Here is a 17,518-nt window from a genome sequence, read left to right on the forward strand (position 1 = left end):
TAATTTTTAAGAAACAGCCTTCAGTTTGCTAAGGGTGGAATGGTTTAACTGGTCCTCCGCATATTGCTTATCTACCACCAGTTTTTTCACATCGCCTTCAGGCATTTCAAACATGGCATCTGTAAGTATGGCTTCACACAAAGAACGCAGACCCCTTGCCCCCAACTTATATTCTATAGCCTGGGTAACAATATAATCCAAAGCCTCTTCTGTGATCTCAAACTCAATATCGTCCATCTCAAAGAGTTTTTGATATTGCTTGATAATCGCATTCTTAGGTTCTGTAAGAATAGCCCGCAGAGTATGCCTGTCCAGCGGATTCATATATGTAAGCGCAGGTAAACGCCCTATGATCTCAGGGATAAGGCCGTAATCTTTTAAATCTTTCGGGATAATATATTGCAGCAAATTGGTTCTTTCAACTTTGGCATCGCTAATAGAAGCGCTAAAACCAACAGCCTGCATATTCAGGCGTTTGCTAATATTCCTTTCAATCCCGTCAAATGCCCCACCGGCTATAAAAAGAATATTCTCTGTATCTACTTCTATAAATTTCTGGTCCGGATGCTTTCTTCCTCCTTTTGGCGGAACATTCACAGTAGTACCTTCCAGTAATTTTAAAAGTGCCTGCTGTACACCTTCTCCCGAAACATCACGGGTAATGGAAGGATTGTCGCTCTTGCGGGCAATTTTGTCTATTTCATCTATAAATACGATCCCGTGCTGGGCTTTTTCAACATTATAATCTGCCGCCTGCAGCAATTTGGTCAAAATACCCTCTACATCCTCTCCTACATACCCAGCTTCAGTCAAAACCGTAGCATCTACTATTGCCAGAGGCACATTTAGCATTTTCGAAATGGTTTTGGCCATAAGGGTTTTTCCGGTACCGGTTTCCCCTACCATTATGATATTGCTCTTCTGTATCTCAATATCATCTTCGCTTTTAGGTTGCAACAAACGCTTGTAGTGATTATAAACCGCCACGCTCATAACCTTTTTGGTAGCTTCCTGCCCTATAATATATTCGTCTAAAAAAGCTTTGATTGCCTTAGGTTTGCTAAGCATAAGATCTGCCGATAGTTCCTTAGCTTCGCCCTGTTTAGATTCTTCCAATACAATTCCATGCGCCTGCTCTATACACTTATCGCATATATGCGCATCAAGGCCTGCAATTAATAAATTGGTCTCCGGCTTTTTTCTTCCACAAAAAGAACATTCTAAATCATCTTTCGCCATAATCATTTTTTTTGTCCGGAACTTAATGCTCCTGCTCCCGTGTTGCCATTTTCACTTTCAAAAATCAGCAAGCCACAGGATTCAAAATCTGTACTATTTTAGTCGTATTCCCTTTTCGGCCTTTCAGTATAACCTGTCAGGCCCCGGGGAAAGTGTTTAAATTCTATTTAATCCCTGGTCAAAACCTCATCGATCATGCCATATTCCTTGGCGCGATCTGCTTTCATCCAGAAATCCCTGTCACTGTCTTCTTCTATTTTTTCAAAAGGCTGGCCGGTATGTTTTGCAATAATATCATAAAGTTCCTTTTTAAGGCTTATGATCTCTCTTGCAGTGATCTCTATATCACTGGCCTGTCCCTGGGCACCGCCCATTGGCTGATGTATCATTACTCTGGAATGTGGCAGTCCGCTTCGTTTTCCTTTGGTACCTGCGCATAAAAGCACGGCTGCCATGGAGGCTGCCATTCCCGTACAAATCGTGGAAACATCGGGTTTTATGAACTGCATAGTATCATAAATTCCCAAACCTGCATAAACACCTCCACCCGGAGAATTAATATAGATCTGGATATCTTTAGAAGAATCTGTACTTTCAAGGAACAACAGCTGCGCCTGGATTATATTTGCAACTTGGTCATTTACCTGGGTGCCAAGAAAAATGATCCTGTCCATCATTAACCTTGAAAAAACATCCATGGCCACTGCATTCATCTGGCGCTCCTCGATAATATTCGGGGTCATGCCTACCGGATTCATGCTGCTTATTATCTTATTATAATAATTGCTATTTATACCCCTGTGCTGGGTGGCATATTTTTCGAATTCTTTCCCGTAATCCATAGCGTTTCTATTCTGTATTTAAGTAAATAAGGCGTTACCCCTATTGGTTTAACGCCTTAAAGATATGTATTAATTTTTATAATGTCTACTTATAGATCTCTTTAACAAAGTCCTCATAAGTCACTTCTTTTTCTTCAAGTTTGATATTCTCTTTGTAGAAATTAAGCAACTTTTCGTTCATTAACTGCTCAGATAAACGCTTTACTTCCTCCTGGTTGGAAAGCACCCTGGCAGCGATGTCTTCCAGTTCTTTATCTGAAGGGTTCATCTGGCCAAACTGTGCCATTTGCTCACGAATCCTGTCCATTGCGAAACTTTTAAGGTCCTCAAACTTAACTTCCAGTTTGTTCTCTCTTATCAATTTTCCTTCAATAAGCTGAAAACGAAGACCGGTCTCACTCTTTTCATATTCTTCCTTTGCTTCCTCTTCAGTCAATGGCTTTTCACCTACGGTGCGTATCCATTTTTGAAGAAAGTTCTTTGGAAGGTCAAATTTATTGTTCTCGATCAAAGATTCGGTCACATCATTCAGCAATTGCTGGTCACTTTGCTGCTTGAACTGCTTTGCTGCATCTTCCTTAATTTTTTCCTTAAGCTCGTCTAAAGATTTTACCTCATCTTTCCCAAACAGCTTATCAAACAATTCCTGGTTAAGCTCGGCAAGTTCCTGCTTGTTTATCTCGTTAATAGTGAACTCTACAGGTATATCAAGGCCATGGGCTTTATCGTGTTCAACATGAAGAAAATCCATTAACTGGTGGTCATCTTCAAAAAGCCCTTTTGTTTTCAGGCTTATAGTATCTCCAACTTTTGCACCTAAAAATTTCTCAAGGTTCTTCTTACCTTTTAATTTTTCAAGGGGAAGCGAAGTCTTGCTCTCAATCCCTTCGGCTTCATTTATAAAAGTTCCCGCAACTACATCTCCTTCTTCAGCAACTTCTTTGGTAACCAGTTTTCCGTATTGTTTTTGAATATGGGTGATCTGGTTATTTATCATTTCTTCCCCGGCAACTATCTTATAATGAGTTATGGGTTTCTTATTGTCAAGACTTACCTCAAATTGTGGTGAAAGCCCAAGTTCAAACTCAAAAGTATAATTTTCACAATCCCAGTCAAAGTTCTCCTGCTCCTTAGGCAGTGGATTTCCAAGAACGTCCAGTTTTTCTTCGGTAAGATATTTATTAAGTGCATCCTGTAACAACTTGTTCACCTCATCTACCAATACAGCTTTTCCGTATTGTTTCTTTACCATCCCCATTGGAACATGTCCTTTTCTAAATCCGGGAATATTGGCATTTTTACGGTAATCCTGAAGGATCTTTTCAACTTTGCCACTATAATCTTCTTTTGCGATATCTACTTTCACAACCGCATTCAAATCATCAATATTCTCTCTGGTAATATTCATCTTAACTTGTTATAAAAATTGGAGTGCAAAAGTACATATTTTTTGTTTGTGCACCAAGTTTCAAATTGCTGAATTACAGCTGTGTTCTAATCTTCCGGCAGAATTGAGAACAGGAGCGATTGCACAATTGAGAGCAAAAGGCTGAAAATAAGTGCAACCCAGAATCCGTCTACATTAAAGCCCGGAATAAAAGCATCTACCAGGAGAATTATAACCGCATTGATCACCAGTAAGAATAACCCGAAAGTTATAATGGTAACCGGCAAGGTGAACAATACCAGGATAGGCTTAACAATTAAATTTAAGAGTGCAAGGACAATAGCTACAATTATGGCAGTACCGTAACTTGCCACGGCAACCCCGGGAAGAAATTTTGCAAGCAAAACCACCACAACGGCGGTTAGGAGTAATCTAATAATAAATCTCATAATATGTTTTTTGGTTAGGTTGAAAACAAAAATGCAAAAAAAACGCCGGACAGGTCCGGCGTTTAACATTTTTAAAAGGAATTATTACTGCACATCATTGCTCAGGGTAATTGTACCGTAATTTCCAATGTTTACCTGTGGCACCGTAGCACCGTAAGTTGCGTTAATTCCTTCAATAATAGCATTAGCTACTGCGGCATAACCCCTGGGAGTGGGATGAACCCCATCCAGTGAAAATGCGCCGCCGGTTACAAAAGTCGAGGTAAGTGTTCCCGCATCATAGGGGATTCCTTCATTGGCGAGTTGATTAAGCAACTCCATTGCATCTATATACACCAGGCCTTTGGCACTAGCCAGGGCCTCAATAGTTTCATTATATGCGGCTGTGGCGGTGGCAATATTTTCCAATTCCTCACTATCCAAAACATCTTTATCATCTATACCACTTACCGCATTAAGTACTAGTTGTGCCTGTGCCTGTGAAGGCTGGCCTCCCTGCTGTAATATTCCCAATACCTGTATAACTTCCGGGGAAAGGACTACAGATCCATACCCCTGTGCCAGGGCAGTCTGGTCTATGGTAAGTACCAGCAATTCCTCTTGTGTCATCTGGCGAAACCCAAGGGGATTGGCCTGTGTAACGGGCACATCAATAATAAACCTGTTGGGACCCGCATTAAAACTTATTGCATATTGTGCAGCAAGTGCCTGCGCCTGAGGCGCGGGAACACCCTGGGCAATCAATCCTTGGGTAAATATTCCAGCAACCGCCTGGAAAAATCCGGTAAGATTTGCAGCGGTAGCCGCATCCAGAACAAGGGCATTATTGGGGATAGTCGTAAAATACGGTACTGAAGTTACATCCGGAATATTGATCAATACCCCTTCAGCACCCGTAGCGGTAAGGGCATTTACCATTTGGGAATATACTCCTGCAAATACTGTAGGATCTGTAATATCATTAGTTCCATAAGTGGAAGGGTCCGGATTCCCGGTTTGGTCTGTTCCTGCTCCCCCGTTGGTAGCATAGCCTAAAACATCATTATTCCCTATCCACAGTGTGAAAAAGCTTGGATTTTGTGCCAGTGCATCTGCAAGAACTGTAGTGGAAGGAGATGATGCAAACCTCACAAAATAAGGATTGGCAGTACCCGTGGCTACCCCGGCAATATTTCCGTAATCTGGGGTTACCAGGTGGTAACTTTTGGCCCCGGGGGTTCCCATATTGTTAAATGGGCCACTTAAAATATTTGAGATTTCTGTAGTGGCCTGCCCGCTATACACCCGGGGTGATGGATTCCCACCCGGACCTACAGCAAGAACCCTGCGGTTTGAGGTTATTTGATTACCCCCGGCCAGCAACCCGCCGGCATTATCGGCCATTAATGGCTGGGTGAAAGCGTTTGTCTGCTGTACTTTTGCAAATTGCCCGGCAAGAATGTTGGGATATGAATTTTCCTGACCTGTTATATAAAGGGCCCCGTCCGCATACCCAGCGGTTAATGAATTCCCTAGTGCAACATAGGTTGAAAAATCGGCCCCACCTGCCGTGTAATATCCGGATTCATCAATAGGATTTTGCAGTTCCGGCTCACAGGCCAGAAACCCCAACGCTATTACCGGTAAATATTTGAAATATTTTATCATCGTAAATGGTATGTTTTATAATTTATAAGTTACTCCCAGGCCAGGAACAAAAGCACTTGACTTGTAGGTTCCACCAAAGGGCACCGCGACTCCATTCTCAAAATAATAATCATAGGATGCATTTGTTTCAGCAAAACGTATGAAGAGAAAAGAAGCGTCTACTGCAAATTTATCGCTAAGGTTCAGGGAAAGACCTCCTGTGAACCCCTGGGAATCATTCCGCGGGGTCTCGGGGGCAAAATAACCTTCCTGCACCGGGGATTCATCATAGTAATACCCCGCCCGTAGCGTAAAAAGAGAGCTGGCATCATATTGAATTCCAAATCTATAAATGGAAGCATCTTTATAATTTCTATCGTTTTGAGAATCAGGGATGGCAGGGTTTGCAAAATCAATGTCCAGGGAATCATATACACTCCATAAGGTTTGATTTATATCAAAGGCAAAAAGCCATTTCTCATGGAACTGGTAAGATAATCCTACGCTCACTTCGGCAGGCAGGGGTAGAGCTGCGTTAAAGGTTGTATTTTGAAATGGTGTTAAAGGAGAATTTGGCACATTCGAAAAGGTGGCATCACCATCTTCTGCCTCCAGAATGATCTCTGAACGATAATTGAACCCAATCCTGAATTTATCAGACGGTGAAAACATCATACTTCCGGACCATCCCCAGGCACTTACCCCGGTCGCGTCAACTGTAACGTTACTGCGGTTCCCGTCAATATCTGTAAGGGTACGGTTTAGATTCCGGTTAAAGTTCACCCCACCGGTAACATAAATGGGACCACCTCCAATGCTGAAATATTCTGAAAGTTTTATTGAAGCTACAGGTTGAATATATATTGCCTGAAGGTCCATATTATTTACCAGGTGCGAACCTACCCAGTCATCTTCCCAAACTACTGTGCTCCCGTATGGGGTATATACACTTAAGCCAAGGCTTAACCAGTCATTCATTTTATAGGAAGCATACAGGTAAAAAGGCGTCCCAACAGGGCTATCTGCCCGTGAGATGTCACCAAACTGTTCATTTTGATATACCACATCTGAAAATACAGCGCTCACCCCGGCGCTAACATTCAGGCGGTTTTCAAGATATACCAGCCCCGATGGATTAAAAAAGCCCAGCTCGGCACTGTTTACCACCGCGACCCCAGTATGTCCCATGGCCAATGCGCGCTGGCCCTGTAAACTCACACGATATCCCCCGGCATAGGTCACAGCAGTTGCTAACGTCATTAACGTTAGTAATAAAATTTTTCTCATAACAGATTTGGTTTTTTGGATGCTTAGAATAAAAATGGAATGCTCAAATTTACCATAATATCCATATTTGACAAGGTTTCCCGTGAAATATTATGCATACATAGTAAATTTTAACGGAATTATATGAATTGCATAACCCCGTCGTAAAACTCATTCATTTTCTCGGCATGCACCCAATGACCTGCACCGGAGATTGCAAGGATTTCAGCCTTAGGAAAGTGCAGTTTAATAAGCGGTTCATCTTCTTCAGTGATGTAACCGGAAGATCCACCTTTAATGAAAAGCACCGGCCCTTCATATTTAAAGCCCGTTGTGAGCGGCTCACCTACTCTTTCAATATTGTCCTTAAGAACCGGAAGATTTAAGCGTAATACAAGTTTGTCTTTTTTCCTGTATAAATTCTTTAAAAGAAACAAACGAACTCCGGCGTTTTTAATAAACTTTGCAAGAAAATCCTCCGCCTCTCCTCTGGATGTAAAGGTTTCCTTATCCAAAGCGGTAAGTCCCTCAAGGATCTCATCGTGATGCGGGGGGTAGTATTTTGGGCTTATATCAACCACAATAAGCTTATGAATTAGCCCGGGACTGGTGGATGCCACGTGCATAGCAACTTTCCCACCCATTGAATGTCCCAGCAGGATTATATCTTCCAGGTTGTGAGTTTTGCAATAATTTACCACATCGCCCGCCATTGCTTCATAGTTCATTTCATCTGTATGCGGGCTGCGGCCGTGGTTACGCTGGTCCAGAAGATGTACTTCAAATCCCGCATCGGCAAATTTATTACCCAGGGTCTTCCAGTTATCGCTCATTCCCAGGAACCCGTGCAGGATTACAAACGGGCGGCCCTCTCCCTGTATTACTGAATGTAATTCTACCATTACTTCAAGAGTTTTAAATATTTTTGAATGGTGACCTCGAGCCCCATATACAATGCTTCGGTAATTAATGCATGGCCTATAGAAACCTCAAGTAATCCCGGCACCTGCTCTTTAAAATATCGAATGTTGTCCAGGGAAAGATCGTGCCCGGCATTCACACCTAGTCCCAGGGCTGTGGCTTCCCGGGCACAATCTGCATACACTTTTACAGCATCTTTGTTACCAAGAGCGTACTGGTGGGCATAGGCTTCGGTATATAATTCAATACGCTTGGTTCCCGTTTCAAAGGCAGGTTCCACCTGGCGAACATCGGGATCCAAAAAAATGGAAGTGCGAATGCCGTTTCGGTTAAATTCTGCGATCACTTCTTTTAAAAAGCCTTTATGTTTAATTGTATCCCACCCGGCATTTGAAGTTATGGCATCTTCAGCATCCGGTACCAGGGTTACCTGCTCCGGTTTTACTTTAAGCACCAGATCTATAAATTTGGGTACGGGATTGCCTTCAATATTGAATTCGGTTTTTACAACCGGCTTCAGGTCCAAAACGTCCTGATACCGTATGTGTCTTTCATCTGGCCGGGGATGAACGGTAATCCCCATGGCACCAAAAGATTCAATATCTTTCGCTACCTTTATAAGGTCCGGCACGTTCCCGCCACGGGCATTTCTTAAAGTGGCAATTTTGTTGATATTTACACTTAAGTGAGTCATTATATTTTGGTTTGAATTAACAAAAATACAAAGATGAAGGGGCCTTAATGAATTTTATTTTAATTAATTTGCATAAAAACGGGGTGGAATAATGAGCATTGAAAGTTACATTCTTAACGAGGTTGAAATTTGTCACCTGGGAGATAAGATAGGCGATCTTCAAAAGATCTTTAATGAATTTACCTATTCTCATCTTCCCATAGAGAATGACGGGGTATACCTTGGCTGTATCTCAGAGAATGACATTCGCAGTTTTGAACCTGAAAAAACTGTTGCCCAGTATCAATATACCCTTTCAGGATTTTTTGCCAGGGAAGATGACCATTGGCTTGAAACCCTGCAAACCTTTGCCCTTAACCAGGCAAACCTTCTTCCCGTTTTGTCTCACGAGAACAAATACCTGGGATATCTGGAATTGAACGATATCCTCAATTGCTTTAACGAGACTTCCTTTTTAAATGAGTCCGGCGGGATTATAGTACTGGAAAAAGGGGCACGTGATTATTCCTTCAGTGAAATAGGGCAGATCATAGAATCTCATAATGCAGCGCTGTTGGGGGTATTTATTTCTTCCAAAGAAAATGACATTACCCAAATCACCATAAAATTAAACACTTCCGGCATTAATGAGATCCTGCAAACCTTCCGGCGGTATGGCTATACAGTGGTTTCAGAACATCAGGAAGACAGCTATAACCGAAACCTGGAGGACCGCTCTCAATACCTTGACAAATACCTTAACATATAATCAATGAAAGTAGGGATCTACGGGCAATTTTATCATGCAGATTCAGGAAGGTATATCGAGGAACTTCTAACCGCTCTGGACCGCGAAAACATAAACGTGGTCATAGAAAAGAATTTTCTTAGTCTTATCCAGCTCAACAAAACAGTAAAAAGAGAGTACAGCCATTTCAGCACTTTTGAGGAACTGGATTCATCTTATGACCTGTTCTTTAGCATTGGCGGAGACGGGACCATTCTTAAATCCATCAATTATATACGGGACCTTAATATCCCTATTTTGGGTATTAACACCGGAAGACTTGGTTTTCTTGCCACAATTCAAAAAGAAGAAATAGAGGCGACCATCTCCTCTATTTTAAAAAAGGAGTACAGTATATCGCCAAGAACGGTGTTACGCATTGAAACCACTCCCGGCAGTGATGAAATTGGAGAAAATAATTTCGCCCTTAATGAAATAGCGGTAAGCCGGAAGAACACCACCTCCATGATCACCGTGGAAACATGGCTCGATGACCAGTGCCTCACATCTTATTGGGCAGATGGATTAATAATTTCTACCCCTACAGGATCTACCGGTTATTCCCTAAGCTGTGGCGGGCCTGTAATTGTACCTACCACCAATGCGTTGGTGATAACCCCAATTGCCCCGCACAACCTCAACGCCCGGCCTTTGGTGATCCAAGATACTACAACCATTAAATTAAAGGTATCCGGAAGGGAGAATTTTTTCCTGGTATCGATGGATTCCCGCATAGCAACCTTAAGCAATGACACTCTAATAACCATTAAAACTGCCCCTTTTAAAATAAGTATGGTAGAGTTACATAAAGACAGCTTTCTACAAACCCTGAGAAAAAAGTTATTATGGGGTGAGGACCGTAGAAATTAAACAATAAAACCCTGCAATTTTTGTTTATAAGCTTAGACAAACCCGCTCAAATTATTGTGGGGCAAACATTATTGTTATATTTGCAAACTTTTGAAAATCTATGAGGCACCTGATTTTAGTAATTTTATTGTTTGCCTGCTCCAAAGCCGCCATTGCACAAATGTTTGAAGTAGGACCCTTTATAGGAGGTGCAAATTACATAGGAGACGTGGGAAACACTACATACATAAATCCAAACGGCCTGGTTGTGGGGGTATTTCGAAATGGAACCGTAGCCCACGGCACAGTTTCAGGCTTAGCCTGTTGTATGCAGAAATTAGTGCCGATGACGCAAAATCTACCCAGATAATGCGGAAACAACGCGGCTATTCATTTAATAATCATGTTGCGGAAGCCTCACTTGGCCTGGAATTCAATTTTTACGAATTTGACCTTTCAGAACCTGACCAGCAAAGCACACCATACCTATACACCGGGATCACCTATTTCAATTCCCGGCACCATTACCTGAGTGCCGACAGGCCTGCCCGCGGGACTTTAGAGCCGCAGGGGGACAACTGGGAGTTCTCCATTCCCATGGTCTTTGGTTTTAAGCAAACCCTTAGCCAGCGCATTATAGGCGCCATAGAAATAGGGGCGCGTTACACGTTTACAGATAATATGGACGGGAGCAATCCGCAGGAACTTTTGGGCCGCAGGGACCCGCCCCGGGAATTCGGGAATGTAAATACATCAGATTGGTATGTTTTTTCAGGAGTAAGTCTTACGTTTACATTTGGAAGAAAACCTTGTTACAGTCATTTTTAAAAAACCATGTTCAAAGAAAAATTAAACCTTAAAAACCTCCCCAAACATATCTCCATCATCATGGATGGAAATGGGCGCTGGGCTAAACAGAAAGGCTTCCTGAGAGCTTTTGGACATGAAGAAGGCACCAAAGCCGTACGGGATGTAGTTGAGGGCAGTGCTGAACTTGGTATTAAATTCCTTACCCTTTACGCTTTTTCTACTGAAAACTGGAACCGTCCAAAACGGGAAGTTGATACGTTAATGCGCCTTTTGGTTTCCTCTCTTAAAAAGGAGATCAAAACCTTGATGGAAAACAACATACGTCTAAAGGCAATTGGCAATCTTGACAGTCTCCCTAAAAAAGCCCAAAAAGAGCTGCAGGAAGTAATGACCAAAACCGAAGCAAACCAGAGAATGACCCTTACCCTGGCCCTTAGTTACGGCTCCCGTGAAGAATTGATGCATATGGTTCGGGATATAAGTGAAAAAGTAAAAAATAACGAAATTTCCCCGGAAGCTATTGATGAATCAATTATAAATCAGCATCTTTACACCCAAAATTTACCAGACGTAGATCTGGTGATTCGCACCAGTGGGGAACAACGCATTAGTAATTTTTTATTGTGGCAAATAGCCTACGCTGAATTGTATTTTACACCAATATTATGGCCGGATTTTCGACGGGAAGATCTGTACGAGGCCATTTATAATTATCAAACCAGAGAACGAAGATTTGGAAAAACCAGTGAACAGATTAGTTAATACCCGCATGTCAAAAAGAATACTCAGCCTTCTGGCCTTTTGTTTTTTATATACCCTCTCATTTCAGGCACAGGATCTTCCACTTGGACAGGGCAAAAAATATACGATAGGAAAAATTGAAGTTACCGGAATGGTTAGCTACAATGAGCAAACCGTAGTCGCCTTTACAGGCCTTAAACCGGGAGAAGAAATATTTATACCCGGAGACCGGCTAAGTAAAGTACTTAAAAAGCTGTGGGATCTCAACCTTTTTAGCGATATCAATTTTTACATCACCAATGTGGAAGGTGATGTGGCAGACCTTGAACTGGAGATCACCGAAGTTCCCGAACTTGCTGAAATTCGCCTTCAGGGAGTAAAAAAGAAAAGTGCCCGCGAAGAGCTTATCAAGGAAAATAATCTAACCCCGGGGGTAAAGGTTACAGAAAACCTTATTACAACTACTAAAAACTACATTGAGAACAAGTACCGCAAAGACGGCTTCTTCAATTCAAAAGTAGCCATAAACACCATTCCCGTTGAAGATACCACGGGGATCAACAAGGTGAACATGGTGGTAAATGTGGACCAGGGGGAAAAAGTAAAGATCTCAGAAATTGCCTTTACAGGTAATGAAATGTTCAGCGATGCGAGACTGCGAAGGGCCATGTCCAAAACCAAGGAAAAGAATTTTTTCAGGGTATGGAAGCGCTCTAAATTTATTGCCGATGAATATGAAGCCGATAAGGAAAAGATCATAAACAAGTACAAGGAAAAAGGTTACAGGGATGCGCGTATAGTTTCAGATACCCTTATAAGAAAAGACGCTGAAACAATTGCACTTCAAATAAAACTGGAAGAAGGCCGCAAACACTATATTGGAAATATCGATTTTATAGGAAACACTGTTTATACAGACCAAATGCTTTCAATGGCCTTGGGAATCTCTAAAGGAGATGTTTACAACGGTGTACTTCTTAAAGAAAGGATTGCAGATCCAGGGAATCCAGATGCGCAGGACCTTTCCAACCTATACAAGAATAACGGGTACCTTTTCTCCCAGATCAATCCTGTAGAAACCCGTGTTTACAATGATACTATAGACTTTGAAATAAGGATCATTGAAGGAAAAGAAGCCTACTTTAACAACATAAGCGTAGTAGGAAATGACAAGACCAAAGACCACGTAATTTACAGGGAACTAAGAACCCAGCCGGGCCAGAAATACAGCCAGCAAAACGTTATAAGAACCCTTAGGGAACTTGGACAATTAGGTTTCTTTGACGCTGAACAAATAAGCCCCGATTTCCAGAATGTTGACCCTAACAGCGGTACACTGGATATGCAATATTCTGTTGTGGAAGCGGGTGCCAGCCAGATTGAATTACAGGGTGGTTATGGCGGCGGTGGTTTCATTGGAACCCTTGGTTTATCTTTTAACAACTTTTCCCTTTCCGGGATCTTTGATAAAGAAGCTTATAAACCATTACCAATGGGTGACGGCCAAACGCTTTCATTAAGAGCCCAGGCCAGTATTTTCTACCAAACTTACAGTTTATCTTTTATAGAACCATGGTTAGGTGGTAAGAGACGGGTAAGTTTATCTACCTCCTTTTCTTACACCCGTCAATTTTTCTTTGATCAAATAAGGAGAAGGGCAGACAGGTCCAGAAGTTTTGATATCCTTGGTGTAAATGTAGGTCTTGCAAAAAGACTTAGATGGCCAGATGATTATTTTACACTTTCACAGGCAGTTGGTTTCCAGAGATATGACCTTAACAACTACCAGACGGGACTTTTCACCTTCCCTGACGGTTATTCAAACAACTTAACCTATACATTGGGATTAAGCCGGGACAGCCGGGGTATTAACCCAATATTCCCAACTTATGGATCTGAATTTGCAATTACTGCCAAGTTCACTCCTCCTTATTCCTTATGGAACGGGGTAGATTATCCAAATCTTGACCAGCAAAGGGAATTCCAGAGAGAAGATGCGAACGGTAATCTTATAAACGCCCAGGGCTTCAGGTTAAGACCGGGAGAAGAGCCAATTGGCGATCAGGGTAAAATTGACCAGGAAAAATTCAAGTGGCTGGAATTCTATAAAGTGAAATTTAAAGGATCCTGGTTTACAACCCTTAAGAACTTTGGCGGCAACAGCAATTTGGTTCTTAGGCCAAGTGTTGAACTTGGTTTCCTTGGAGCCTATAACAATGAGCGTGGAATTCCACCTTTTGAAAGATTCTTCCTTGGAGGAGACGGGCTTGGAGCATTTAGTCTGGACGGCAGGGAAACCGTAGCGCTTAGGGGGTATCCAAACCAATCTGTAGTGCCATTGGACAGAACCAGTATAAGCCGTGAGACCAACCAGGATGGTGCGGTGATCTATAACAAATACTCACTGGAATTAAGGTTCCCTATTACCTTGAAACCTATGGCCTCTATTTATGCATTGGCATTTATGGAAGGTGGAGCCTCTTATGACAATTTTAGAGACTTTAATCCGTTTCAATTAAACAGGTCCGCCGGTGCCGGATTGCGAATTTTCATGCCGCAGTTTGGATTGCTTGGTATCGATTTTGGATATGGGTTTGACCCAGTTCCGGGAAGTGTTGGACCTAATGGATGGGAAACTCACTTTATAATCGGGCAGCAGTTTTAATTTGGCACGATTATTTCTAATATCAAAAATATGAAACGCCAATTTCTTATTCTTGCAATAATTTTTGGAGGTGTTGCATCACAGGTTCAGGCCCAAAAGCCTAACAGGATTGCCTACATTGATATGGAATACATTCTCGCAAATGTCCCCGAATATCAGGAAGCTTCGGCTCAACTCGATCAAAGGGTATTGCAGTGGAAAAATGAATTGGAAACAGATCAAAAGAAAATAGAAAGTCTCAGGATCTCCCTTGAACAGGAAAGGCCTTTGCTTACAAAGGAATTAATAGAGGAAAGGGAAGCCAACATAGAATTTGAAGTTTCAAAGATCGCAGAGTATCAACAAAAACGTTTTGGCACGAATGGTGATTTCATCCTTCAGAAGAAACGACTGATACAGCCAATACAAGATCAGGTTTTTAATGCGCTTCAGGAAATAGGAGAACAAAGAAACTATGATTTCATCTTTGACAGAACGTCTAATGTTGGATTGGTTTTTTCAGCAGAAAGACATAATATAAGTGACCAGGTTTTGAGAATGATCACCAGGGCTGCAGGAAGGGAGCAATTAACTTCCAAGGCAGAGATAAGTGAATTTGACAGGGAAGAGAACCGCACGGTAGAACAGGATGCTGTGGTGAATGAAAGGCAGCAGGCGGCAGAGGCTGTTAAGAATGAAAGAGAAGCCTTAATAGAAGAGCGCAAAAAGGAAAGAGATTCCCTGCGCGCGGCAAAACAAAAGGAATTTGAGGAGCGCCGCGCCAAGATCCTGGAAGAACGCCAGCGAAAGAAAGACAGTATAGAGAATGCACGTAAACAGAAGACAGGAAATAATTAATACCCCAATAAAGCAGAAACATTAAAAATTAACACTAAACCCTTAATACAATTATTAAAATGAAACAATTCAAAACATTTATTTTAGCAGTAGCCTTAACAGTTGGTGCAACCGCTTTTACAAATGCTCAATCCAAGATCGCACACATTGCCTCACAGGAATTAGTAGAAGGAATGCCTGCATTTAAAGATGCTATGACGCAACTTGAGAAACTTCAAAAAACATATGATACTGAAATAAAGGATATGTATACCGAAGCTCAAAAAACAATGCAGCGTTACGAATCTGAAGCAGCAACAAAAACTGAAGAAGAGAACCAAAAAAGAGCGATGGAACTTCAAAGTACTCAAAGAAGGATCCAGGAGCATGGTCAAAATGCACAACAGGATCTTCAAAAGAAAGAACTTGATCTTTTAAAGCCGGTATATGAAAAAGCCCGTACTACTATTCAAAAAGTAGCAAGAGCTAAAGGATATGATTATGTTCTTGACTCTTCAAACGGAAGTGGAGTTATCATGGCCGATGGTTATAACCTTATGCCAGATGTGAAGAAAGAATTAGGAATCTAATCTTTTTCTCCAAATAAAATTTATAAAACTGCGCTCCATACGGGCGCAGTTTTTACATTTGTACCTATGAGCAATGAGGCACCCATAGGTTTTTTTGATTCAGGAGTGGGTGGCACTTCAATATGGAAAGAAGTGATCCAGCTACTGCCCAATGAAAAGACCATTTACCTGGCCGACAGCAAAAATGCCCCCTACGGGGAGCGACCGGTAGAAGAGATCATTGCCCTTAGCAAAAAGAATACAGACAAGCTCCTGGAAATGGGTTGTAAATTAATAGTGGTTGCCTGTAATACGGCCACTACCAATGCTATTGAATATCTACGTGCCAATTACCACCTTCCCTTTATAGGAATTGAACCTGCCCTTAAACCCGCTGCGTTAAAATCCCAGACCAAAGTAATAGGGATCCTGGCAACCAAAGGAACTCTTTCCAGCAAACTATTCCATCAAACATCAGAGCTATACTCCAGGGACATCAAGATCGTGGAAGTGGTTGGGCAAGGCCTGGTGCGCCTTATTGAGAGAGGGGAGCACAATACCTTTGAAATGGAAATATTGCTGCGACAGCTTCTTAAACCTATGCTGGAGGCACATATTGATTATCTCGTGCTGGGCTGCAGCCACTACCCTTACCTTATGCCTGTGTTAAAAAAGATCTTCCCTCCAGATGTTACCATAATAGATTCGGGGGAGGCGGTTGCAAGGCAAACCAAAAAAGTACTCGAGGAGAACCACCTGCAAAATCAAGGCGATAAAGGGCCGGGGCACAAACTCTTCAGCAATGTAGATCCCAAAGTCCTGGGATTGCTTACCAATGCTGCCCTAAATAATTATGAGGTTTCCTATCTGGAATTTTGATTGATGGCAGGGCATTCGCAATCATAACGCGCCCTGTTCTCCCCAAAATTATATCCCAGGGTGATCTGGTGAAAGCCGGAATTACTAAGCACCATGGAGTTTAATTGATGGGTAAAGGTATAGGCAAAGAGAAACCTCTTGTATTCCATTCCCAGGAAAGGGGTAAGATATTGTAATCGCTGACTTTTAACCTCATTCCCCTCGGTAGTATATTCCGCTCCCTCAAAACTTGTTCTAAATGAAAGCCCGCCAAAGAGTGCCCCCATCTCCAGGCTTCGGTAGAACTTCAAATTGGCATCTACGGTTCTCTCGGCGGTTGCTTCCCGCCATTGGAAAAGCACCGAGGGCTCATAGCTCCACCTGCTGTTCCGCGGATTGATCACATATCCTGTTGAAAATAGATATTTACGCTGGTTGCTGGGCACCGCATCTGAATAAAACAAATCCCGTTTCACAGAGAGGATGTTTTTGGCGGTTGCGTGGGTAAAGAAATCCAGGTAATAATAGGAAATTCCCACATCGGCATTGGCGTAGATATCGGCCGGATTTCCCCCGCCAATCAGGGGATCAAAACCCGTGAATCCGCTTTGGTCAAGACTATGCTGGATCAATCCCCCGCTTATTCCAAATGACAGTTGATTGAGGTCCAGTTCACTTCGGGAAAACAACAGGTGATACGCGAAGGTGGCATAGGCACCGCGGGTGGAGTAATTTCCGTTCTGGTCATTAAATACAATCCCGCCCAGGCCTATCCTCTCCCCTGTTCTCGCATGAATGCTAAGGGTTTGTAAGGAGGGCGCATCCTTCACGTCAAACCACTGTTGCCTTGCGGTGAGCCGTATCTTATTCATATTGGACGCCCCTGCCATGGAAGGGTGCAGCAAATAAAGATTATCAGTGAGATAATCGGAATAAGTTGGTATAACTTCCTGTGCACGGCCCCGGGTAAATGAACCCAACACTATAAAAAGAAGCAGACCACGTAGAAATAAATTCATT

16 protein-coding genes and 1 pseudogene are annotated in these 17,518 nt (G+C 42.3%); 8 read left to right on the forward strand and 9 right to left on the reverse strand.

Annotation, left to right across the window (positions count from 1 at the left end):
• Positions 1-6 precede the first annotated feature (6 nt).
• The 8 genes from clpX to FK178_RS10120 all read right to left on the reverse strand — a co-directional run bounded on the left by clpX (position 7) and on the right by FK178_RS10120 (position 8,424).
• Positions 7-1,239: an ATP-dependent Clp protease ATP-binding subunit ClpX gene (gene clpX / locus FK178_RS10085; protein ID WP_146834380.1), complete on the reverse strand. Its 1,233-nt coding sequence runs from the start codon at positions 1,237-1,239 to the stop codon at positions 7-9.
• Positions 1,240-1,406: 167 nt separating this feature from the next.
• A complete protein-coding gene (clpP, locus tag FK178_RS10090; RefSeq protein ID WP_146834383.1) occupies positions 1,407-2,081 on the reverse strand; it encodes an ATP-dependent Clp endopeptidase proteolytic subunit ClpP in 675 nt (224 codons plus the stop codon).
• A gap of 85 nt (positions 2,082-2,166) precedes the next feature.
• Positions 2,167-3,489, reverse strand: a complete 1,323-nt coding sequence (gene tig, locus FK178_RS10095; RefSeq protein WP_146834386.1) for a trigger factor — start codon at positions 3,487-3,489, stop codon at positions 2,167-2,169.
• 86 nt (positions 3,490-3,575) lie between these two features.
• Entirely contained in the window at positions 3,576-3,917 is a 342-nt protein-coding gene (locus tag FK178_RS10100) for a phage holin family protein (RefSeq protein ID WP_146834389.1), read from the reverse strand.
• An 84-nt stretch (positions 3,918-4,001) separates the two neighbouring features.
• The gene (locus tag FK178_RS10105) at positions 4,002-5,564 is read right to left on the reverse strand and encodes an SGNH/GDSL hydrolase family protein (RefSeq protein ID WP_146834392.1); all 1,563 of its coding nucleotides are present in this window, start codon (positions 5,562-5,564) and stop codon (positions 4,002-4,004) included.
• A 15-nt stretch (positions 5,565-5,579) separates the two neighbouring features.
• The gene (locus tag FK178_RS10110; RefSeq protein WP_146834395.1) at positions 5,580-6,830 is read right to left on the reverse strand and encodes an OmpP1/FadL family transporter; all 1,251 of its coding nucleotides are present in this window, start codon (positions 6,828-6,830) and stop codon (positions 5,580-5,582) included.
• 119 nt (positions 6,831-6,949) lie between these two features.
• Positions 6,950-7,711 (reverse strand): alpha/beta fold hydrolase, encoded by a 762-nt coding sequence (locus FK178_RS10115; protein ID WP_146834398.1) that lies wholly within the window; start codon positions 7,709-7,711, stop codon positions 6,950-6,952.
• Entirely contained in the window at positions 7,711-8,424 is a 714-nt protein-coding gene (locus FK178_RS10120) for a pyridoxine 5'-phosphate synthase (RefSeq protein WP_146834401.1), read from the reverse strand. Before FK178_RS10120 ends, FK178_RS10115 begins: the two co-directional genes overlap by 1 nt.
• A gap of 91 nt (positions 8,425-8,515) precedes the next feature.
• On the opposite strand from FK178_RS10120, the gene FK178_RS10125 reads away from it, so the two are divergent.
• The 8 genes and pseudogenes from FK178_RS10125 (at position 8,516) to murI (ending at position 16,519) form a co-directional block, all read left to right on the forward strand.
• Positions 8,516-9,172, forward strand: coding sequence for a CBS domain-containing protein (locus FK178_RS10125; protein WP_146834404.1), 657 nt, complete (start codon positions 8,516-8,518; stop codon positions 9,170-9,172).
• Positions 9,173-9,175: 3 nt separating this feature from the next.
• Positions 9,176-10,060 (forward strand): NAD kinase, encoded by an 885-nt coding sequence (locus tag FK178_RS10130; RefSeq protein ID WP_146834407.1) that lies wholly within the window; start codon positions 9,176-9,178, stop codon positions 10,058-10,060.
• Between the two features lie 160 nt (positions 10,061-10,220).
• Positions 10,221-10,867: pseudogene (porG, locus tag FK178_RS10135) on the forward strand (type IX secretion system protein PorG).
• A 6-nt stretch (positions 10,868-10,873) separates the two neighbouring features.
• Positions 10,874-11,611: an isoprenyl transferase gene (locus FK178_RS10140; RefSeq protein ID WP_146834410.1), complete on the forward strand. Its 738-nt coding sequence runs from the start codon at positions 10,874-10,876 to the stop codon at positions 11,609-11,611.
• A gap of 7 nt (positions 11,612-11,618) precedes the next feature.
• Positions 11,619-14,255, forward strand: coding sequence for an outer membrane protein assembly factor BamA (gene bamA / locus FK178_RS10145; protein ID WP_146834415.1), 2,637 nt, complete (start codon positions 11,619-11,621; stop codon positions 14,253-14,255).
• 30 nt (positions 14,256-14,285) lie between these two features.
• Complete coding sequence (locus FK178_RS10150) at positions 14,286-15,092, forward strand: OmpH family outer membrane protein (protein ID WP_146834418.1); 807 nt, start codon at positions 14,286-14,288, stop codon at positions 15,090-15,092.
• 59 nt (positions 15,093-15,151) lie between these two features.
• Complete coding sequence (locus tag FK178_RS10155) at positions 15,152-15,661, forward strand: OmpH family outer membrane protein (RefSeq protein WP_146834421.1); 510 nt, start codon at positions 15,152-15,154, stop codon at positions 15,659-15,661.
• 66 nt (positions 15,662-15,727) lie between these two features.
• Entirely contained in the window at positions 15,728-16,519 is a 792-nt protein-coding gene (murI, locus tag FK178_RS10160) for a glutamate racemase (protein WP_146834424.1), read from the forward strand.
• Here the strand turns inward: murI and FK178_RS10165 are convergent.
• Positions 16,504-17,517 carry a PorP/SprF family type IX secretion system membrane protein gene (locus tag FK178_RS10165; protein ID WP_146834427.1) on the reverse strand — a complete coding sequence of 338 codons (1,014 nt, stop codon included), beginning with the start codon at positions 17,515-17,517 and terminating at the stop codon, positions 16,504-16,506. The two genes, murI and FK178_RS10165, sit on opposite strands and share 16 nt — an antisense overlap.
• Between the last annotated feature and the right edge of the window lies 1 nt (position 17,518).

Source organism: Antarcticibacterium arcticum (genome assembly GCF_007993795.1).
GTDB lineage: Bacteria > Bacteroidota > Bacteroidia > Flavobacteriales > Flavobacteriaceae > Gillisia > Gillisia arctica.